At 63.9% G+C, this 21,418-nt stretch carries 16 protein-coding genes; 5 read left to right on the top strand and 11 right to left on the bottom strand.

What is annotated here, in order from left to right; translation table 11 throughout:
* Positions 1-5: 5 nt before the first annotated feature.
* Positions 6-545, bottom strand: a complete 540-nt coding sequence (locus V1261_RS05125) for a Fe-S cluster assembly transcription factor (protein WP_329770361.1) — start codon at positions 543-545, stop codon at positions 6-8.
* A gap of 138 nt (positions 546-683) precedes the next feature.
* On the bottom strand, positions 684-2,780 hold the full coding sequence (gene uvrB / locus V1261_RS05120) for an excinuclease ABC subunit UvrB (RefSeq protein ID WP_329770574.1): 2,097 nt from the start codon (positions 2,778-2,780) through the stop codon (positions 684-686).
* A 192-nt stretch (positions 2,781-2,972) separates the two neighbouring features.
* On the opposite strand from uvrB, the gene V1261_RS05115 reads away from it, so the two are divergent.
* The 3 genes from V1261_RS05115 (at position 2,973) to V1261_RS05105 (ending at position 7,054) form a co-directional block, all read left to right on the top strand.
* Entirely contained in the window at positions 2,973-4,169 is a 1,197-nt protein-coding gene (locus tag V1261_RS05115; protein WP_329770360.1) for an amino acid aminotransferase, read from the top strand.
* Between the two features lie 244 nt (positions 4,170-4,413).
* Positions 4,414-6,273, top strand: a complete 1,860-nt coding sequence (locus tag V1261_RS05110; protein WP_329770359.1) for a polyhydroxyalkanoate depolymerase — start codon at positions 4,414-4,416, stop codon at positions 6,271-6,273.
* Positions 6,274-6,349: 76 nt separating this feature from the next.
* Positions 6,350-7,054, top strand: a complete 705-nt coding sequence (locus V1261_RS05105; RefSeq protein WP_329770358.1) for an RnfABCDGE type electron transport complex subunit B — start codon at positions 6,350-6,352, stop codon at positions 7,052-7,054.
* Positions 7,055-7,144: 90 nt separating this feature from the next.
* Here V1261_RS05105 and V1261_RS05100 read toward each other — a convergent pair whose 3' ends face one another.
* The 8 genes from V1261_RS05100 to scpA all read right to left on the bottom strand — a co-directional run bounded on the left by V1261_RS05100 (position 7,145) and on the right by scpA (position 17,523).
* Positions 7,145-7,648, bottom strand: coding sequence for a VOC family protein (locus V1261_RS05100; protein ID WP_329770357.1), 504 nt, complete (start codon positions 7,646-7,648; stop codon positions 7,145-7,147).
* A 54-nt stretch (positions 7,649-7,702) separates the two neighbouring features.
* Positions 7,703-8,965: a cytochrome P450 gene (locus V1261_RS05095; protein WP_329770356.1), complete on the bottom strand. Its 1,263-nt coding sequence runs from the start codon at positions 8,963-8,965 to the stop codon at positions 7,703-7,705.
* Positions 8,962-10,164, bottom strand: coding sequence for an 8-amino-7-oxononanoate synthase (gene bioF / locus V1261_RS05090; RefSeq protein ID WP_329770355.1), 1,203 nt, complete (start codon positions 10,162-10,164; stop codon positions 8,962-8,964). Before bioF ends, V1261_RS05095 begins: the two co-directional genes overlap by 4 nt.
* Before the next feature lie 107 nt (positions 10,165-10,271).
* A complete protein-coding gene (locus tag V1261_RS05085) occupies positions 10,272-10,562 on the bottom strand; it encodes a DUF167 domain-containing protein (protein ID WP_329770354.1) in 291 nt (96 codons plus the stop codon).
* 64 nt (positions 10,563-10,626) lie between these two features.
* Complete coding sequence (locus V1261_RS05080; protein WP_329770353.1) at positions 10,627-12,687, bottom strand: acetyl/propionyl/methylcrotonyl-CoA carboxylase subunit alpha; 2,061 nt, start codon at positions 12,685-12,687, stop codon at positions 10,627-10,629.
* Positions 12,688-12,741: 54 nt separating this feature from the next.
* Positions 12,742-14,274, bottom strand: a complete 1,533-nt coding sequence (locus V1261_RS05075) for an acyl-CoA carboxylase subunit beta (protein WP_329770352.1) — start codon at positions 14,272-14,274, stop codon at positions 12,742-12,744.
* A 66-nt stretch (positions 14,275-14,340) separates the two neighbouring features.
* Positions 14,341-15,360, bottom strand: a complete 1,020-nt coding sequence (gene meaB / locus V1261_RS05070; protein ID WP_329770351.1) for a methylmalonyl Co-A mutase-associated GTPase MeaB — start codon at positions 15,358-15,360, stop codon at positions 14,341-14,343.
* 3 nt (positions 15,361-15,363) lie between these two features.
* Entirely contained in the window at positions 15,364-17,523 is a 2,160-nt protein-coding gene (gene scpA / locus V1261_RS05065) for a methylmalonyl-CoA mutase (RefSeq protein WP_329770350.1), read from the bottom strand.
* Positions 17,524-17,780: 257 nt separating this feature from the next.
* Between scpA and V1261_RS05060 the strand changes: the two genes are divergently transcribed.
* Positions 17,781-18,482, top strand: coding sequence for a GntR family transcriptional regulator (locus V1261_RS05060; protein ID WP_329770349.1), 702 nt, complete (start codon positions 17,781-17,783; stop codon positions 18,480-18,482).
* 25 nt (positions 18,483-18,507) lie between these two features.
* Positions 18,508-20,430 (top strand): DNA primase, encoded by a 1,923-nt coding sequence (gene dnaG / locus V1261_RS05055; RefSeq protein WP_329770348.1) that lies wholly within the window; start codon positions 18,508-18,510, stop codon positions 20,428-20,430.
* On the opposite strand, the gene rssA is transcribed toward dnaG, so the two are convergent.
* On the bottom strand, positions 20,431-21,417 hold the full coding sequence (rssA, locus tag V1261_RS05050) for a patatin-like phospholipase RssA (protein ID WP_329770347.1): 987 nt from the start codon (positions 21,415-21,417) through the stop codon (positions 20,431-20,433).
* Position 21,418: the final 1 nt, after the last annotated feature.

Genomic DNA, 21,418 nt, shown 5'->3' with positions numbered 1-21,418 from the left:
ATGGTTTACTTGGAAATCGGGGTGGTGCCCAAAGCGAACACCGAGTTGGGTGCGTTGACGCGCAGCGGCTTGATCACCGGCGTGCTGGAAATCGCGCGCTTGATGATCGGCTTGTCCTCGACCTGCACTCCCCTGGCGATCTGCTCGTCCACCAGCTTCTGCAGGCTGACCGAGCGCAGGAAGTCGAGCATGCGCTCGTTCAGGCTGGTCCACAGGTCGTGGGTCATGCACGGACCGGTATGTTCACCGCGGCAATTGCTCTTGCCGCCGCAGCTGGTGGCGTCGAGCTGTTCGTCTACCGACACCACGATGTCGGCCACCGTGATGTCCTGCGCCTTGCGCGCCAGCGAATAGCCGCCGCCCGGGCCACGGGTGGATTCCACCAGTTCGTGGCGACGCAGCTTGCCAAACAGCTGTTCCAGATAGGACAGCGAAATTTGCTGGCGCTGGCTGATCGCGGCCAGCGTTACCGGGCCACTGGACTGGCGCAGGGCCAGGTCGATCATGGCAGTAACGGCGAAGCGTCCCTTGGTCGTGAGTCGCATGGTCTGGTACCTCTTCAATCGTTCCTTGAAAGGACCCGGGAAGGTCGATATCCCGAGTAATTGTGTCGAGTATAGCAGATAACCATACATCCCACTAGGACAAAGGGATGGTTTTGCCTGATGGAAACGATAAAAATTTCAAATCACACTGTCGTGTGCGGCTCCGCCCAGCACGCGTTCGCGCAAGGCCGCCAGCTGATCGCGCGTACGCGCCGCCTGCTCGAACTCCAGATTTTTCGCGTGCTCCAGCATCTGTTTTTCCAGACGCTTGATTTCCTTGGACAAATCCTTCTCGCTGACGTCCTCGACATAGGCGCGCTGCAATTCCTGCTGCTGTGCCGCCTTGCTCGCCTTCTCGCTATAGACGCCATCGATCAGGTCGCGTACCTTCTTCACCACACTGCGCGGCGTGATGCCATGCTCCAGGTTGTGCGCCAGCTGCTTCTCTCGGCGGCGGCCGGTTTCCGACATGGCGCGCTGCATGCTGTCGGTAATGCGGTCGGCATACAGGATTGCCTTGCCGTTGACGTTGCGCGCAGCGCGGCCAATGGTCTGGATCAGGCTGCGTTCAGAGCGCAGGAAGCCTTCCTTGTCGGCGTCCAGGATCGCCACCAGGGAGACCTCGGGAATATCCAGGCCTTCCCGCAGCAGGTTGATACCGACCAGCACATCAAACTCGCCCAGCCGCAGGTCGCGCAGGATCTCCACCCGTTCCACCGTATCGATATCGCTGTGCAGGTAGCGCACGCGCACGCCGTTCTCGGCCAGGTAATCGGTCAGCTGCTCGGCCATGCGCTTGGTCAGCGTGGTAATCAGCACGCGATCGCCCTGCTCCACGCGCAGGCGGATTTCCTGCAGCACGTCATCGACCTGGTGCGTGGCAGGCCGCACTTCCACTTCCGGGTCCACCAGGCCGGTCGGGCGCACCACCTGCTCCACCACCTGGCCGGAATGGGTTTTCTCGTAATCGGCCGGCGTGGCCGAGACAAACACCACCTGGCGCATCTTGCCTTCGAATTCCTCGAACTTGAGCGGCCGATTGTCCAGCGCGCTCGGTAGCCGGAAGCCGTAATCGACCAGGGTCTGCTTGCGCGAACGGTCACCGTTGTACATGCCGCCGAGCTGGCCGATCATGTTGTGGCTCTCGTCCAGGAACATCAGGCTGTCGGGCGGCAGGTAATCGGTCAGCGTGGACGGTGCCTCGCCCGGCGCAGTACCGGCCAGGTGGCGCGAGTAGTTCTCAATGCCCTTGCAGTGCCCCACTTCGGACAGCATTTCCAGATCAAAGCGGGTGCGCTGCTCCAGCCGCTGCGCTTCCACCAGCTTGCCCTCTTCATAAAAGAAGGCGAGCCGCTCCTTCAGCTCTTCCTTGATGGTTTCGACTGCCGCCAGCACCTGCTCGCGCGGCGTCACGTAATGGCTGCTCGGGTAGACGGTAAAGCGTGCCAGCCGCTGGCGCACCTTGCCGGTGAGCGGATCGAACAGCTGCAGCGTCTCGATCTCGTCGTCAAACAATTCGATGCGCAGGGCCAGTTCGCTGTGCTCCGCCGGAAACACGTCGATGGTGTCGCCGCGCACGCGGAACTTGCCGCGCGTGAACTCCATCTCGTTGCGCTGGTACTGCATGCGCACCAGCTGCGCGATTACCTCGCGCTGGCTGTAGGTATCGCCCTCGCGCAGCGTCATGATCATGCGGTGGTAGCTTTCCGGCTTGCCGATACCGTAGATCGCCGACACGGTTGCCACGATCACCACGTCACGCCGCTCCAGCAGGCTCTTGGTGCAGCTCAGTCGCATCTGCTCGATATGCTCGTTGATCGCGCTGTCCTTCTCGATGAACAGGTCGCGCTGCGGCACATAGGCTTCGGGCTGGTAGTAGTCGTAATAGCTGACGAAATATTCCACCGCATTCTTCGGAAAGAACTCGCGGAACTCGCTATAGAGCTGCGCCGCCAGCGTCTTGTTCGGCGCAAACACGATCGCCGGCCGGCCGAGCTGGGCGATCACGTTGGCCATGGTGTAGGTCTTGCCGGAGCCTGTCACGCCCAGCAGCGTCTGGTAGGCCTCGCCATCACGGACCCCTTCCACCAGGCCGGCAATCGCCGTCGGCTGGTCACCCGCCGGCGGATAGGGCTGGAACAGCTGGAACGGGGAATCGGGATAGGACACAAAGCTGCCCTGGGGCGCTTGTGCCGTATTGGCGTCGGGCAGATCGGGCTTGGGAGAAACAGGCATGGCACGGCAGATGGGGACGAAACCAGCAATGTAAAGCATGGCCGGCGCTCCAGCCAGCGCAAAGAAATTCATCTCCATGCCGGCGCCACGCCCTACAATGGAATGTTGTGTCTGCCGCTGGCTGAAACGGCCTGCCCGGCACACCCGTTTTGCCTGCACACCACGGCACTTTTCATCCACCAGAGGTAAACCATGTCCCTTTTTTCCGCCGTCGAAATGGCCCCGCGCGATCCGATCCTGGGCCTGAACGAACAATTTGGCGCCGACACCAACCCCAGCAAGACGAATCTGGGCGTGGGCGTGTACTTTGACGACAACGGCAAGCTGCCGCTGCTGGAATGCGTGCAGATCGCCGAACAGCGCCTGATGGAAAAAAAGGCCGCGCGCGGCTACCTGCCGATCGACGGCCTGGCCGCCTATGACAGCGCGGTCAAGGGCCTGGTGTTCGGTGCCGACAGCGAAGTCGTGCAAAGCGGCCGTGTCTCCACCGTGCAGGCCCTGGGCGGTACCGGCGGCTTGAAGATCGGCGCCGACTTCCTGAAAAAGCTCAATCCCGATGCCAAGGTGCTGATCAGCGATCCGAGCTGGGAAAACCACCGCGCCCTGTTCACCAATGCCGGCTTCACCGTCGAGACCTATGCCTACTACGATGCCGACAAGCGTGGCATCAACTTTGACGGCATGCTGGCCAGCCTGAACGCCGCACCCGCCGGCACCGTCGTGGTGCTGCACGCCTGCTGCCACAACCCGACCGGCTACGACCTGACCGCCGCCCAGTGGGATCAGGTGGTTGACGTGGTCAAGAACAAGAACCTGGTCGCCTTCCTCGACATGGCCTACCAGGGCTTTGGTGCCGGCATTGCCGAAGATGGCGCCGTGATCGGCAAGTTCGTTGCGGCCGGCCTGCAGTTCTTCGTCTCTACCTCCTTCAGCAAGAGCTTCAGCCTGTACGGCGAGCGCGTTGGTGCCCTGAGCGTGGTCAGCGCCAGCAAGGAAGAAGCCGCCCGCGTCATGAGCCAGCTCAAGATCGTGATCCGCACCAACTACAGCAACCCGCCGACGCACGGCGGCAGCGTCGTCGCCATCGTGCTGAATGACCCGGAACTGCGCGCCCTGTGGGAAAAGGAGCTGGGTGAAATGCGCGTGCGCATCAAGCAGATGCGCCAGGCGCTGGTTGACGGCCTGAAAGCCGCCGGCGTACAGCAGGACATGTCCTTCATCACCACCCAGGTCGGCATGTTCAGCTACTCCGGCCTGAACAAGGACCAGATGGTACGCCTGCGCAACGAGTTTGGCGTCTACGGCACCGACACTGGCCGCATGTGCGTGGCGGCACTCAACAGCCAGAACATCGGCCATGTCTGCAACAGCATCGCCCAGGTGATCTGATCGCATCACGCCAGTCAAGCCACTCCAGCCGGAGTGGCTTTTTTTTGTATACAGACAACACTCTGGCGCATCTTGACATGCGTCATGCAACTTACTTCTCTAGGGAATATCCTTATGTTCCCGAGTAATAGCAGGCGCAAAATGACTTGTTGAGGTCATTTAGCACGACCGTTTGTTCGTTGAAGCAGCCAGCATAAGCTGTTACCATTGTTGCACTGCAGCAAAAAAGAAACAGGGAATCACCATGCTCTACCAGATTTACGAAGCCCAGCGCACGCTGATGGAACCGTTTGCCGAACTCGCGCTCGTTGCCTCGCGTCTGTTCACCAACCCGCTGGCGCCGATGAGCCACGCGCCCATGGCCAACCGCGTTGCCGCTGGCTACAACCTGCTCCACCGTCTCGCCAAGGATTACGAAAAGCCCGAATTCGGCATCACCTCGGTACCGGTCGATGGCGTCAGCGTGACGATCCACGAGCGTGTCGAGATCAGCAAGCCATTCTGCAACCTGCTGCGCTTCAAGCGCTACGCCGACGACACCAAGACGCTGGAAACCCTGCTGCGTTCCCCGGTGGTACTGGTGGTGGCCCCGCTGTCCGGCCACTACTCCACCCTGCTGCGCGACACCGTGCGCACGCTGCTGCGTGACCACAAGGTCTACATCACCGACTGGAAGAACGCACGTGAAGTGCCGCTGTCCGAAGGCACCTTCAGCCTGGACGACTACGTCAACTACGTGCAGGAGTTCATCCGCTACCTGCAGGAAAACAACGGCGAAGTGCACGTGGTCAGCGTCTGCCAGCCGACCGTGCCGGTGATGGCGGCCGTGTCCCTGATGGCCACGCGTGGCGAAAAGACCCCGGCCTCCATGACCATGATGGGTGGCCCGATCGACGCCTCCCGTTCGCCCACCGCCGTGAACGACCTGGCGATCAAGCGCAGCCTGGCCTGGTTCGAGACCAACGTGATCCATCGTGTGCCGAACAACTACCCCGGTGCCGGTCGCCGCGTCTACCCCGGCTTCCTGCAGTACGCCGGTTTCGTGGCCATGAACCCGAACCGCCACGCCACCAGCTACTACGACTACTTCAAGGATCTGGTGCGTGGTGACGGTGGCAGCACCGAATCCCACCGCAAGTTCTACGACGAGTACAACGCCGTGCTCGACATGGATGCCGAGTTTTACCTCGACACCATCAAGACCGTGTTCCAGGACTACGCCCTGCCGAACGGCACGTGGGAAGTGCGCAATCCGGAAGGCACGCCCGAGCTGGTGCGTCCGCAGGACATCACCAAGACCGCCGTGCTGGCGATCGAGGGCGAACTGGATGACATCGCCGGTCTGGGCCAGACCCAGGCCTCGCTGGACCTGTGCAGCAGCGTGCCGGAGAGCGAAAAGCAATATTTCGAGGTCATGGGTGCCGGTCACTACGGTATCTTCAGCGGCCGTCGCTGGCGCGAAGTGGTCTACCCGATCCTGCGCGATTTCATCGCCAGGCACCATACCGGCATCGTCACGACCAAACGCCGTGCCGCCTCCCAGGCCCTGATGGAAGCGCTGGAAAACCGCGAAGACCTGTACGAACAACTGCAACTGGGCAACAACTACCAGCCGGTCGAAGATGCTCCGGCTACCAGCCAGGCCAAAGCCACCACGCCGGCCGTGGCGGCTGCTGCACCGGCCGCCAAGGCGCCGGCTGCCAGAAAGCCGGCTACGACCCGCGCCAAGCCGGCCGCAACGCGCAAGCCGGCTGCGAGCAAGACGGCTGCCGCTGCCAAGGCCACTGCGGCCAAGCCCGCAACAGCGGCCCAGCCTGCCGAAGCCGCCAAGGCCGAAAGCAAGCCGGCTGTCGCTGCCAGCAAGCCGGCCACGTCCAGCCAACCGAAGGCTGCGGCTACGACTCAGGCAGCAGCGGCCCCCCAGGCAGCGAGCAAGACGCCTGCTGCCTCAGCTCCGGCCAAGACAGAAGCTGCCAGCAACAGCACGCCCGCTGCGGCCCCTGAAGCCGAAGCCAGCCGCCCGGTCACTGCCTGGCGTACGCCTGAAACCGCAGATGGCGCACAGCCGGTGAAGCAGGAAGCCAGCGCCAGCAAGCAGCCCTGATCTTCTATACTGCAGATCTGACACGCCAGCCCGGCCCTGCCGGGCTGTGCTGTTTCTGCCTGCTGCCAATCCTCCCATGACCTCTCGGAATCTCCCCCTCCCTGTCCCTACCCTGCCTGATGCACGCGCCCAGGCAATCCACCGCGTGCTGCCGCAGACACAGTGCCAGCGTTGCGGCTACCCGGATTGCGCAGGCTACGCCCAGGCGATTGCCACGGCTGAAGCCGGCATCGACCAGTGCCCGCCGGGTGGCGTCGAGGGCATGCAGCGCATTGCCGCAGCTATCGGGCTGGAGGAGGCACGGCTTCCTGCAGCGCTGAACCCCGAATTCGGCCAGGAAGGCCCAATGACGGTCGCCGTGATCGACGAAGCCTGGTGCATCGGCTGCACGCTGTGCATCAAGGCCTGCCCGACCGATGCCATCCTGGGCAGCAACAAGCGCATGCACACCGTGGTGGAGCCACTCTGTACCGGCTGCGACCTGTGCGCCATCGCCTGCCCGGTCGATTGCATCGCCATGGAGCCAATCAGCGGCGAGCGCAGCGGCTGGGATGCCTGGTCACCGGCGCTGGCGCAACAGGCGCTGGAACGCTATACCTTCCACCAGTTCCAGCTGCAGCGCGCCGAAGCAGAAAACGCCGATCGGCTGGAAGCCAAGGCCGAGCACAAGCTGGAGCATCTGGAAGAACAGAGCCTGCACACTGATCCGGTGGTGCTGGACAAGAAGCGCGCCATCATTGAGGCCGCGCTGGCCAAGGCCCGCGCACGCCGCCAGAGCTGAACGCCTTGCCCCAATACGACAACAGGCGACCGTTTCCCCGGTCGCCTGCCTGTTTTCTGGCCCTGCCTTCACACGGCAGCGGCCAGACAATCAGTTGCCCGCCAACTTGGCAAAGGCGTCGATCACTTCCTGCGGAGCCTGCACCAGCTCGATCAGCACACCCTCGCCACCAATCGGCAGCTCCTCGTTGCCCTTGGGGTGGATGAAGGTGATGTCAAAGCCGGCTGCGCCCTTGCGGATGCCGCCCGGCGCAAAACGCACGCCTTGCGCCGACAGCCATTCGACGGCCACGGGCAGGTCATCGATCCACAGGCCGACGTGGTTCAGCGGCGTGGCGTGCACGGCCGGCTTCTTCTCCGGATCCATCGGCTGCATCAGGTCGACCTCGACCTTGAACGGGCCGCTGCCAATGGCGCAGATGTCCTCGTCCACGTTCTCACGCTCGCTCTGGAAAGTACCAATCTTTTCCAGGCCGAACATGTCGACCCACAGGGTCTGCAGGCGCGCCTTGCTCGGGCCGCCAATGGCGATCTGCTGGATGCCCAGCACCTTGAACGGACGCGGGCTGCCTTTGGCGATAACGGTTTCGGTCATGGGATTCTCCTTGTTTGCTCTGTCAGTAGGCGATTGAAAATAAAACAATGATACTCAGGCCGGCAGCCGCATCGGCAGGCGCAGGATGCCGCGGTACACCGGGTTGCCATTGCGCTCGACCTCACCGGCCAGTTGCAATCCCGGCAGCCGCTGCACCAGCTGCGTGAACAGGGTCTGCGCCTCCAGCTGGGTCAGTGCCGCACCAATGCAGACGTGCGGGCCGCTGCCAAATGAGAGCGCACCGGGGTTCTCGCGCTGCACATCCAGTGTGTCCGGGTCAGCATGACGCGCCGGGTCATGGTTGGCGCAGCCGATCATCGGCAGCACCAGTTCACCACGGCGCAGTTGCTGACCGTGCAGGGTAAAGCTGCTGGCCACACGGCGGCCGGTCCACTGCACCGGGCTGTCAAAACGTAGCAGCTCCCGGATCGATCCCGGCACCAGTTCTGGCTGGCGGCACAGCTGTTCCCACTGGGCGCGATGCTGCATCAGCACCAGCATGCCATTGCCGAGCAGGTTGCGCGTGGTCTCATAGCCGGCAAACAGCAGCATGGCGCACTGCGCCAGCAGCTCGGCATCGGAGCTGATACGACCATCATCACGCACCTGTACCAGCTCGGTGACCAGGTCGTCCTGTGGTTCGCGACGGCGGCGCGGCAGCAGCTCACGCTCAAAATAGCCTGCCATCTCCAGCGTGCTGCGCTGGGCCAGTCGGGTCTGTTCCGCTGTCGGGCGCACCGCGCCGATAAAGGCGGCAATGTCATCAGCCCAGCGCATGAAATCCTGCTCCAGCGACAGGTCCACGCCCATCAGGCGCGCAATCACGCGTACCGGCAGCGGACGTGCGATACGCTCCATGAAATCGAAGTCTTGGCCAGGCGTGATACCCGCCACCAGCTCAGCGGCAAACTGTTCGATCTCGGGTTGCAGGGCCTGCAGGCGCTGCGGCCGGAATGCCGGCATCAGCACCTGGCGCAGCCGCGTGTGTTCGGGCGCGTCCAGGAACAGCAAGGCGCGCGTAAACAGGCGCTGGAACGGGGTCAGGCCGGCGCGATCGCCCTCGGCCACATCCATCACCCAGCCGCCGGTACGCTGTGCCGACAAGCGCGGATCGCGCAGGGCGTTCTCGACATCGGCATGGCGCGTCAGCAGCCAGGCGCCGCCAAAAAAGGCATTGCTCCACAGCAAGCGGCCTTCATCGCGCCAGCGTGCGTACGTGGCATAGGGGTTATCGGCAAAATCCGGCGCCAGCGGACTGGCCTGCGGCCTGCCTGCTGCCTGCGCGTCCGTCAGGACGATGGATTCCGGTGGATTCATGACTCGTTCTTCTCCAGGGTAGCCAGTACAGCGAGCAGCTGGTCGAGCTGCGCATCCGTGTGGGCGGCACTCAGGGTAAAGCGCAGGCGCGCCGTGCCGGCCGGTACGGTCGGCGGGCGGATCGCCGGCACCCAGATGCCGGCCTGCTCCAGCGTGGCCGAGAGGCGCAGCGCATCCTCGTTGCTGCCGACCAGCAGCGGCTGGATGGCAGTGGCGGAATCGGGCAGGCTCCAGTGCGAGTGCTGCTGCACCAGCGCCGACAGTCCGGCGCGCAGTCGGCTGATCAGCTGTTGCAGGTGGCGGCGGCGGGCAGCGCCCTCTGGCGACTCTACCAGCTCCATCGCGGCCAGCAAGGCCTGCGCCAGTGCCGGTGACATGCCGGTGGTGTAGATATACGGGCGTGCACGCTGCACCAGCCAATCGATGATGGTGGCGTGTGCCACCACCACGGCGCCGGCCACGCCCATCGCCTTGCCCAGCGTGCCCATCCAGATCAGGCGTTCGCTGCACAGGCCAAAGTGCTCCAGGCTACCGTGGCCCTGCGCGCCCAGCACGCCCAGGCCATGCGCATCGTCCACCACCAGCCAGGCGTCGTACTGTTCGGCCAACGCCAGCAGCCCGGGCAAATCAGCCAGGTCACCATCCATGCTGAACACGGCATCGGTCACGATCAAACGCAACGACGTGCTGCAGCGCTGCAGCAGGCGCTCCAGTTGTGCCAGATCGCCGTGCACATAGCGACGCACCTCGGCATCGGCCAGACGCGCGCCGTCGATCAGCGAGGCATGGTTCAGCTTGTCGGAAAAAATCGTGGTCTGGCCATCGCCCAGCGTCGTCATCAGCGCCATATTGGCCATGAAGCCACTGCAGAACAGCAAGCCCTCGGCCTGCGGGATATGCGCCTGCTGCCAGCGCGCAAAGCCCTGCTCCACGTCTTCGTGCACCTGGTAGTGGCCGCTGACCAGATGCGAGGCTCCGCTGCCCACGCCCCAGCGCTGCGCGCCTTCGGTCAGCGCCTGCGCCAGCAAGGGATGCGCGGCCAGGCCCAAGTAGTCATTGCTGCAGAACGACAGCCGCGGTTGTGCCTGTCCGGCCAACTGCTGCTGCGGGCCGCAGGGCAGCTGCACCGTGCGCCGGCGACGGCGCAGGCCGGACTGCTCCAGGGCAGCCAGTTGCTGCTGCAGGTGTGCCATCAGCATGGCGTGCTCTCCTTCTGTTGGGTCTGTCCTGCCCGCCGGGGACGGGCCAGCATGCGGGACATGGCGTGTCTGCGCCATCTCCGGCATCCGCTGCGGGATGTCTGGTTTCAGCTGCTGCGCAAGCGCTCCAGCAGTACTTGTGCCGATGCCAGTGCCTGCGCATCGGGCAGGTGCACGGCCAGCACCTTCTGCCGTCCGGCTGCGCCGTGCAGCAGCTCCACCTGCTTCTTCGGCACGCCAAAGGTGGCGGCGGCCCAGGCAATCAGCGCCTCGTTGGCCTTGCCATCCACCGGCGGGGCTCCAAGCCGCACGCGCAAGGCATCGCCGTACAGGCCGGCCGCCTCGGTGCGCTTGGCACCGGGCGTGGCATGGATGGCAATCTTGAGGATGTGGCTCATGGAAAAAACCGCCCATGCTTGCACATGGACGGTCCGGTGCTACTCAGCGATCAGGCGGAGTTGCTTATTCGAACGCCACGATGGCCTGGTCGACCGCCAGGCTCTCGCCCGGCTGTGCCAGCACTTCCTTCACCACGCCGTCGGCGGTGGCGAACAGGATGTTTTCCATCTTCATGGCTTCGATCACGGCCACGCGTTCGCCGGCCTGCACCTTCTGGCCCGGCTGCACGGCCACCTGCGTCAGCAGGCCCGGCATCGGGGACAGCACGAACTTGCTCATGTCCGGCGGTGCCTTGTACGGCATCAGCTTGTGCAGTTCGGCGGTACGCGGGTGCATCACCAACGCATCGATCTGGGTGCCGTTGTGGATCACGCGGATCGCCAGCGGGTTCTTGCCTTGGCCACGCTCCATCTGCACGGTGAAGGCTTCGCCGTTGCAGGTACCGGTGATGCGGCTATCGCCCAGGAAGTGGTCGATCAGCATGTCGTACTGGCGCTCGCCGTCGGGCGTCTGCAGCGTCACCACGGTGGACTGGCCCGGTGCGGTTTCGCTCAGGCTGGCGTCCACATAGACGTTGGCGCCTTCCTTGCCCAGGGCACAGACGGTGAACTCGCGCTTGGGCAGGCGCTTGTAGCCTTCCCAGAACTTGCCCTGCAGGTCTTGTGCGCGGTTGCGGTAGTACATGTTCAGGCGTGCCGCCATCGCCATCAGGAAGTACGGGTCGCTGTGCGGCACGTCTTCTGCGCGGAAGCCATCGGCATAGTTTTCGGCGATAAAGCCGGTGTTGAAATCGCCGGAGATGAACTTGGGATGCGCCAGCAGCGCGGCCTGGAACGGGATGTTGCTCTGCACGCCCTTGATCACGAAAGCGTTCAGGGCTTCACGCATGCGCGCGATAGCGTCATTGCGGTCCTTGCCATGCACGATCAGCTTGGCGATCATGGAGTCGTAGAACATGGAGATCTCGCCGCCATCCACCACGCCGGTGTCCACGCGCACGCCGTAATCGGTGCTGGGCTCGCCCTGGAACAGGTTCTGCTCCGGCGGCTGGAAGCGCACCAGACGACCAGTGGAAGGCAGGAAGTTGCGGAACGGGTCTTCGGCGTTGATACGGCACTCGATGGACCAGCCTTCCTTCTTGACGTCGGACTGGCTGATGGTCAGTTTTTCGCCGGCCGCCACGCGGATCATCTGCTCCACCAGGTCCAGGCCGGTGATGCACTCGGTCACCGGGTGCTCCACCTGCAGGCGGGTGTTCATTTCCAGGAAGTAGAAGTCCTGGTTCTTGCCCACCACGAATTCCACGGTACCGGCAGACTGGTAGTTCACTGCCTTGGCCAGGGCCACGGCCTGCTCGCCCATCGCCTTGCGCGTCTCGTCGCTGATGAAGGGAGACGGCGCTTCCTCGATCACCTTCTGGTGACGACGCTGGATTGAGCACTCGCGCTCGTTCAGGTAGATCACGTTGCCGTGCGCATCGCCCAGCACCTGGATCTCGATGTGGCGCGGCTGCTCGACGAACTTCTCGATGAACACGCGGTCATCGCCAAAGCTGTTGCGGGCTTCGTTGCGGCAAGAGGCGAAACCTTCGTGCGCTTCCTTGTCGTTGAAAGCCACGCGCAGGCCCTTGCCACCGCCGCCAGCGGAGGCCTTGATCATCACCGGGTAGCCGATGCCCTTGGCGATCTCGACCGCCTGCTCCGGCGTGTCGATCGGGTCGTTGTAGCCCGGAATCGTGCTCACGCCAGCGCCATCGGCCAGCTTCTTGGAAGCGATCTTGTCGCCCATGGCGGCAATCGCGCCGTGCTTGGGGCCGATGAAGGCGATGCCATTCTCTTCAACCTTGCGGCAGAACTCCTCGTTCTCGGACAGGAAGCCATAACCCGGGTGGATGCCCTGGGCACCGGTCTGCTTGGCGATCTCGATGATCTTGTCGCCCAGCAGATAGGACTCGCGCGACGGCGGCGGGCCCAGGCGGACAGCCTCATCGGCCATCTGCACGAAGCGTGCGTCCTTGTCGGCGTCGGAATAGACCGCCACGGTCTGGATGCCCATTTTCTTGGCAGTGGCGATCACGCGGCAGGCAATCTCGCCGCGGTTTGCAATCAGGATCTTGGTAAACATATGCGATGTTCTTTCAATCTGGTGAGAGTCGAAACGATGCGGATCGGCAAGCGATTACAGCGGGATATTGCCGTGCTTGCGCCACGGGTTTTCCAGCTTCTTGTCCTTCAGCATGGCCAGGCTACGGCAGATGCGCTTGCGCGTCTCGTGCGGCTGGATCACGTCGTCGATAAAGCCACGGGCGCCGGCGACGAACGGGTTGGCGAAACGCGCCTTGTATTCGGCTTCGCGGGCTGCCAGCTTTTCCGGGTCATTCTTGTCTTCACGGAAGATGATCTCCACCGCGCCCTTGGCACCCATCACCGCGATTTCGGCGTTCGGCCAGGCCAGGTTCACGTCACCACGCAGGTGCTTGGAGCTCATCACGTCATACGCGCCGCCGTAGGCCTTGCGCGTGATGATGGTGATCTTCGGCACCGTGCACTCGGCGTAGGCGTACAGCAGCTTGGCGCCGTGCTTGATGATGCCGCCGTATTCCTGGCTGGTACCGGGCATGAAGCCGGGCACGTCGACAAAGGTGACGACCGGGATATTGAAGGCATCGCAGAAGCGCACGAAACGGGCCGCCTTGATAGAGGACTTGATGTCCAGGCAGCCGGCCAGCACCAGCGGCTGGTTGGCCACGATACCGACCACGTTGCCGTCCATGCGGGCAAAGCCGATCACGATGTTGGCGGCGTAGTCAGGCTGCAGCTCGAAGAATTCGCCGTCGTCCACCGTCTTGGTGATCAGCTCCTTCATGTCGTAGGGCTTGTTCGGGTTCTCCGGCACCAGCGTGTCCAGGCTCATGTCGGCACGATCGACCGGATCCAGCGTCGGGCGGTACGGCGCCTTCTCGCGGTTGTTGGACGGGATGTAGTTGTACAGGCGACGCAGCATCAGCAGCGCTTCCACGTCGTTCTCGAAAGCCAGGTCGGCGACGCCGCTGCGGCTGCTGTGGGTGATGGCACCGCCCAGCTCCTCGGCCGTCACGGATTCGTGCGTCACGGTCTTCACCACTTCCGGGCCGGTCACGAACATGTAGGAGCTGTCCTTGACCATGAAGATGAAGTCGGTCATGGCCGGGGAGTACACTGCACCACCGGCGCAGGGGCCCATGATCATGGAGATCTGCGGCACCACGCCGGAGGCCATCACGTTGCGCTGGAACACTTCGGCGTAACCCGCCAGGGAAGCCACGCCTTCCTGGATACGGGCACCGCCGGAGTCGTTCAGGCCGATCACCGGTGCACCGACCTTCATGGCCTGGTCCATCAGCTTGCAGATCTTTTCTGCGTGCGCTTCGGACAGCGCGCCGCCGAACACGGTGAAGTCCTGGCTGAACACGAACACCAGGCGGTTGTTGATGGTGCCGTAGCCGATCACCACGCCGTCACCCGGAATGTGGCTCTGTTCCATGCCAAAGTCCGTGCAGCGGTGCTCCACGAACATGTCCCATTCCTCGAACGTACCGGCGTCGAGCAGTACCTCGATACGCTCGCGCGCGGTCAGCTTGCCCTTGCCGTGCTGCGCATCGATGCGTCGCTGGCCACCACCCAGTCGGGCGGCTTCGCGCTTCTGATCAAGTTGGTCAAGAATTGCCTTCATCTCGGATCCTTTGGTTTTTAAAAATGGAAAGATTGAAACAGGTACAAACAGGAATGGCTGCCAGCCTCAGGCCTGCGGCCCGGACTGGAACAGTTGCAACAGCTGGCGCGCCGCAGTCGAGGCCGCCAGCGAACCCTCCTGCACACGCTGCGACAGCGCGGGCAGCTGGCCGGACACGCCGGCATGGGTGCGGAAGGCATCCTTCAGGCCGGCATCGATGCGTTCCCACATCCAGGCCTGCGACTGTTGCTGGCGACGCTGCGCCAGCTTGCCGTTGCCGGTATTGATGCCACGGTACTCTTCGACCGCAGCCCAGAAATCCTCGACCCCCGTGCCCTCGAGTGCGCTGATCTGCAGCACACGCGGTTGCCACTGGGGTGCATCGTTATCGTCGTGGCGACCATGAAAGCCGAGCAGGCGCAGGCTGGAGGTAATCTGGGCCTGGGCGCGCGTAGCCGCCACCGGATCGATATCGGCCTTGTTGATCACGACCAGATCGGCCATTTCCATCACGCCCTTCTTGATCGCCTGCAGGTCGTCGCCGGCATTCGGCAACTGCAGCACCACGAACATGTCGGCCATATCGTGTACCGCGGTTTCGGACTGGCCGACACCGACGGTCTCGATGATCACCACATCATAGCCGGCCGCCTCGCACACCAGCATGGCTTCGCGCGTCTTCTCGGCGACACCACCCAGGTTGCAGCTGCTCGGGCTGGGACGGATATAGGCATTGGGCTCGCGGCTCAGGCGTTCCATGCGGGTCTTGTCGCCCAGGATGGAACCACCGGACACGCTGGAAGACGGATCGATCGCGAGCACAGCCACCTTGAGGCCCAGACCGGTCAGGTGCAGGCCCAGGGTCTCGACAAAGGTCGACTTGCCCACGCCCGGCACACCGCTCAGGCCCAGGCGCAGCGCCTTGCCGGTATGCGGCAGCAAGGCCGTCAGCAGCTCGTCGGCCAGCGCACGGTGATCGGCGCGGGTGGATTCAAGCAGCGTGATCGCCTTGGCGATGCCGCGACGGCGACGCGGGGCGTCACCGTGCAGGATGGCTTCCAGGATGGCGGGAACTGCTGGCAACATGGATCAGGACAGGCTTGCCTTGATCTGTTCCAGCACGTCCTTGGCGCTGACCGGGATCGGCGTACCCGGGCCGTAGATGCCCTTGACACCAGCTTCGTACAGGTAGTCGTAGTCCTGACGCGGAATCACGCCGCCGACGAACACCACGATGTCGTCAGCGCCCTGCGCCTTCAGTTCGTTGACGATGGCCGGCACCAGCGTCTTGTGGCCGGCAGCCAGCGTGGAGATGCCGATCGCGTGCACGTCGTTCTCGACGGCCTGGCGTGCGCACTCTTCCGGCGTCTGGAACAGCGGGCCAATGTCGACGTCAAAACCGAGGTCAGCAAAGGCAGTGGACACCACCTTGGCGCCGCGGTCATGGCCGTCCTGGCCCAGCTTGGCGACCATCACGCGCGGACGGCGGCCCTGCTGCTCGGCGAACTGGTTGATTTCTTCCTTGAGTTTTTCCCAGCCTTCGGCCGAATCATAAGCAGCAGCGTACACACCAGTCACCTTTTGCGTATCCGCACGATGGCGGCCAAATGCCTTTTCAAGCGCGTCGGAAATCTCGCCACCGGTGGCACGCAGGCGCGATGCCTTGATGGCCAGATCCAGCAGGTTGCCTTCGCCGGATTCGGCGGCGGCCGTCAGGGCGTCCAGAGCGGCCTGCACGGCCGCGCTGTCACGCGAGGCCTTGATCTGGTTGATGCGGGCCACCTGCGACTCGCGCACCTTGACGTTGTCCACTTCCAGGATCTCGACCGGATCTTCCTTGGCCAGCTTGTACTTGTTGACGCCGACGATGACATCCTTGCCGGAGTCGATGCGCGCCTGCTTCTCGGCCGCGGCGGCCTCGATCTTGAGCTTGGCCCAGCCGCTGTCCACGGCCTTGGTCATGCCGCCCATGGCATCGACTTCCTCGATGATCTTCCAGGCGGCATCGGCCATTTCCTGGGTCAGCTTTTCCATCATGTAGGAACCAGCCCAGGGGTCGATCACATTGGTGATATGGGTTTCTTCCTGGATGATCAGCTGCGTGTTGCGGGCAATGCGGGCGGAGAATTCGGTCGGCAGCGCAATCGCCTCATCGAGCGCGTTGGTGTGCAGCGACTGGGTGCCGCCGAACACGGCTGCCATGGCCTCGATGGTGGTGCGCACCACGTTGTTGTACGGGTCCTGCTCGGTGAGCGACCAGCCGGAAGTCTGGCAGTGCGTGCGCAGCATCAGGCTCTTCGGGTTCTTGGGGTTGAACTCCTTCATGATGCGGCACCACAGCAGACGTGCGGCGCGCATCTTGGCGATTTCCAGATAGAAGTTCATGCCGATGGCCCAGAAGAAGGACAGGCGGCCGGCGAAGGCGTCCACGTCCATGCCCTTGGCCAGCGCCGTCTTCACATACTCCTTGCCGTCGGCCAGCGTGAAGGCCAGCTCCAGCGCCTGGTTGGCACCGGCTTCCTGCATGTGGTAGCCGGAAATCGAGATCGAGTTGAACTTGGGCATGTTCTGGCTCGTGTACTCGATGATGTCGCCAATGATGCGCATCGACGGCTGCGGCGGGTAGATATAGGTGTTGCGGACCATGAACTCCTTGAGGATGTCGTTCTGGATGGTGCCGCTGAGCTTGTCCTGGGACACGCCCTGCTCTTCGGCCGCAATCACGTAACCTGCCAGCACCGGCAGCACGGCGCCGTTCATGGTCATGGACACCGACACCTTGTCGAGCGGGATGCCGTCGAACAGGATCTTCATGTCTTCCACGCTGTCGATCGCCACGCCGGCCTTGCCGACGTCACCGGTCACGCGCGGATGGTCGGAGTCGTAGCCGCGGTGCGTGGCCAGGTCAAACGCCACGGACACGCCCTGGCCACCAGCGGCCAGTGCCTTGCGGTAGAAGGCGTTGGATTCTTCGGCGGTAGAGAAACCGGCGTACTGGCGGATCGTCCAGGGACGCACCGCGTACATGGTGGCCTGCGGGCCGCGCAGGAAGGGCTCGAAGCCGGGCAGCGTGTTGGCGTACGGCAGGTCGGCGGTATCGGCTGCGGTGTACAGCGGCTTGACCGTGATGCCATCCGGCGTGATCCAGTTGAGGGCCTGCACGTCACCGCCGGGGGCCGACTTGGCTGCCGACTTGAGCCAGTCTTCCATTGTGCTGGGGTTGAACACGGTGTTGTCGGAATTTGCCATGGATTGCAGTCCCTCTCTGTAATGATGGATAACCCGGGCGGCAGACGCACGGAAACCGCGCACGCGGCGCGGTGCCGTCAGCCAACACGGGCTTGTCGTGTTATAGCAAAAAAAAACCAAACTAAGCCACTCGCCAAGTGCGCCGGACCGTTGGCTGGAAAGCCCCCGCTGTTGCATTTGGCAATGCTGTAATTATGAATGCAAATACAGGTAAGATGCGCCCATTGTGACCCTTTTTTTACGATAGGCCCGCGGATATGCCTCTTGCCAGCTCGATCCTGACACGCCAGCAGTCTGAACGACTGCCCGGTGCCGCACGTCCGCTCTACGCCGATGTGGCCGACAACCTGCGCCGCCGCATCCTGCAGCAGCAGTTGCAACCCGGCAGCTGGATCGACGAACAGAAGCTGGCCGAAGAAATGGGCATCAGCCGCACGCCGATGCGCGAGGCGATCAAGGTGCTGGCCGCCGAAGGCCTGGTCACGATCCGGGTACGGCGCGGTGCCTACGTCACCGAAGTGCCGGAAAACGAGGTGCGCGAAATCTACCACCTGCTGGCCCTGCTCGAAGCCGATGCTGCCGCCGACGTGGCGCGCCAGGCCAGCGACAGCGAACTGCAGGAACTGTCCAGCCTGCATCAGCAGCTGCACCAGCTGGCTGCCCTGCTGGCCGACGCGCCCACGGACAGCGCCCTGATCGACCAGTTCTTTGCCCTCAACCAGCAGTTCCACGGCCGCATGCTGGACATCAGCGGCAACCACTGGCGCATGCAGATCGTGAATGACCTGCGCGGCGTGATGCAGCTGGGCCGCCACCACTCGCTGTTCAAGACCGGTCGCGTGCAGCAGTCGCTGGAAGAACACAGCGCCATTCTGGCCGCCCTGATGGCGCGCGATGCCAGCGCCGCCAGCGCCGCCGTGCACACCCATTTCGCCAACGGCCTGCTCGCCGCCGGCTGAGCACTCCAGCACCTACAATCCCTGCATGGCCATTCCGCAGGGTTTCATCCAGGATCTGTTGCAACGCGTCGATGTCGTCGAGGTGGTGGGTCGCCACGTCCAGCTGAAAAAGACCGGTGCCAACTTTTCCGGCCTGTGCCCCTTCCATTCGGAAAAATCGCCCTCCTTCACGGTCAGCCCGAGCAAGCAGTTCTACCACTGCTTTGGCTGCGGCCAGAATGGCGATGCGATCCGCTTCCTGATGGAGCACAACGGCATGAGTTTCATCGAGGCGGTGCAGGATCTGGCACAGCAGCACGGCCTGCAAGTGCCGGAAGAGAACATCAGCCCGCAGCAGCGCGCCCAGCAGGAAGAACGCAAGCAGAAGCAGGCAACACTGACCGATGTGCTGGAACGTGCCGGTGCCGATTACCGCAAGCAGCTCAAGCAGGCACCGGTTGCCATCGACTACCTGAAGAACCGCGGCCTGACCGGCCGCATCGCGCTCCGCTTCGGCATGGGTTACGCGCCGGCCGGCTGGCACCATCTGACCAGCGTGTTCCCCGAATACACCGATCCGTTGCTGGAAGAAGCCGGCCTGGTGATCCGCCAGCCCGACCAGGCCGGTGACAGCACGCAGGACCGGCGCTACGACCGATTCCGCCATCGCATCATGTTCCCGATCCGCAATGTGAAGGGGGAATGCATCGGTTTTGGCGGCCGCGTGCTGGGCGATGACAAGCCCAAATACCTGAACTCGCCGGAAACCCCGGTGTTCAGCAAGGGCCGCGAACTGTACGGGCTGTTCGAGGCTCGCGATGCCTTGCGCAGCCACGGCTACGCGCTGGTGACCGAAGGCTATATGGACGTGGTGGCGCTGGCCCAGCTCGGCTTTGCCAATGCCGTGGCCACGCTGGGCACCGCCTGCACGCCCGAGCATGTGCACAAGCTGTTCCGCTACACCGACCAGATCGTGTTCAGCTTCGATGGCGACAAGGCCGGCCAGCGTGCCGCGCACAAGGCGCTGGTCGCCGCCCTGCCCTACGCCAGCGATACCCGCAGCGTCAAATTCCTGTTCCTGCCGCCCGAGCATGATCCGGACAGCTTTATCCGCGCCCATGGGCCGGAAGCTTTCAGCGCCCAGGTGCAACAGGCGCTGCCGCTCAGCCAGTTCCTGATCCAGGTGGCCTGCGAGAATTGCGACCTGGCCACCGCCGAAGGACGTGCCCGCATGAGCAGCCAGGCGCGTCCGCTCTGGCAGGCGCTGCCCGATGGCGCGCTCAAGGCGCAGTTGCTGGCCGAACTGGCCGCGCAGGCACAGCTGACAGCCGCCGACCTGCAACATGTCTGGCAGGCCCAGGGCGGATCGTCCCCGCACGGCCAGCCTGCGCCACGGCAGTCGGGCAGCGCGCCGGCGCAGTCTGCCCCGGCCACGGCCGAATGGCGACCAGCCTCCGGCCAACGTGGGCAGTGGCAGAAACAGCCGTGGAAAAAAAATACCAGCCCAGCAGTGCCCGTCAACCAGGGCCGGCGCAGCCCGCCAGCCAGTCGCGCCGACCACGCGCTGCGCCTGCTGCTGCTGCACATGCCGTTCTGGGGCCGCTTGCCGCCGGCACTGCAAGGCCTGCTGTGCGCGCTGCCGATACCGCACGGCCCGCTGTTCGGCTGGATCGACAGCCAGTATCAGGAGCATGGTGCCCTGGCCTGGGGCGCGCTGCAGGAAAGCCTGCCGCAGGTGGCCTGGGGCGATGTGGCGCTGCAACTGGTGCAGAACTACCAGACGCTGGAACTGAACCCGAGCCAGGACGAGGCGCTGGCCGAACTGCGCTCTGCCGTCACCTGGCTGCATGCCGACGAACTGGATCGTCAGGCCAACCAGGCGGCCGCCGCCGGCGATCTGGAGCGTGTACGCACGCTGCTGCAGCAGAAGACGGCGCTTGACATCCTGCCGCCTGCCCAGCAGGACTGATCAGGGCGCATCCACCACGGGCGGCGGCACATCGGCCAGCACATCCGATGCGCCGGGCAGCGGCGCGGGCAAGATCGGCGCCGGATCGGGCGGCGATACATTGACCCACGGCTGCATCACCGGCAGCAGGAGTTCGGTCGCCTGACGGCCGACATCAATCGCCTCCTGCGCCCGGTGGAAATCCATCAGCGACAAATGTGCCAGCCGTGGCGCAATCACCATGTCGGGCGGATCACCGGCCATGCGGCTGCGCGTGATGCGTTCCTGCATGATGTTGATGCTGGTTGCCAGCACTTCCAGCATCGAGGGCAATGGCGAGCTGACGATATCGGTAACGCTGTCCGGCAGCCAGCCACCCAATGTGTTCTGGATCGATTGCAGCCAGGGAGAACGTTGCGCCGGCTCGTCCGGTGGCTGCAGGTGGCGTTGCAGGATGTCGCGGTTCAGGTCTACCGCGATCACGATATCGGCACCCATGGCGCGTGCCAGCGTCACCGGCACCGGATTGACCAGGCCACCGTCCACCAGCAGGCGCTCCTGCACCATGACCGGCGTGAACACGCCGGGCAAGGCAATCGAGGCGCGCACCGCATCGACCAGCGAGCCCTCGCGCAGCCACAATTCGTTGCCGCCGTGCAGCGCCGTCGCCACCGCGCCGAACGGCATCGGCAGATCCTCGATCCGGCAATCCTCAAAATGCTTGCGGAAAAAGCTGACCAGCTTCTCGCCCTTGAGCATGCCGCCGGTCAGGCGAAAATCCATCAGTGAGATCACGTCGCGCATGCGCAGGCTGCGGATCCACTCCTCGAAACTGTCGAGCTTGCCGGTGGCATAGGCAGCGCCAACGATGGCGCCCACGGACGAACCGCAGACAATATCGGGACGGATGCCGGCCTCGAGCAGCGTGCGCAGCACGCCCACATGCGCCCAGCCACGCGCCGAGCCGCTGCCCAGCGCCAGGCCAATGACCGGCTTGCGCTTCGGCATG

The organism is Brachymonas sp. J145, from assembly GCF_036312245.1.
GTDB classification, from domain to species: Bacteria; Pseudomonadota; Gammaproteobacteria; order Burkholderiales; family Burkholderiaceae_C; genus Brachymonas; species Brachymonas wangyanguii.
Note: the sequence above shows the minus strand (reverse complement) of the source record. Positions and strands in the feature narration are given on the sequence as shown.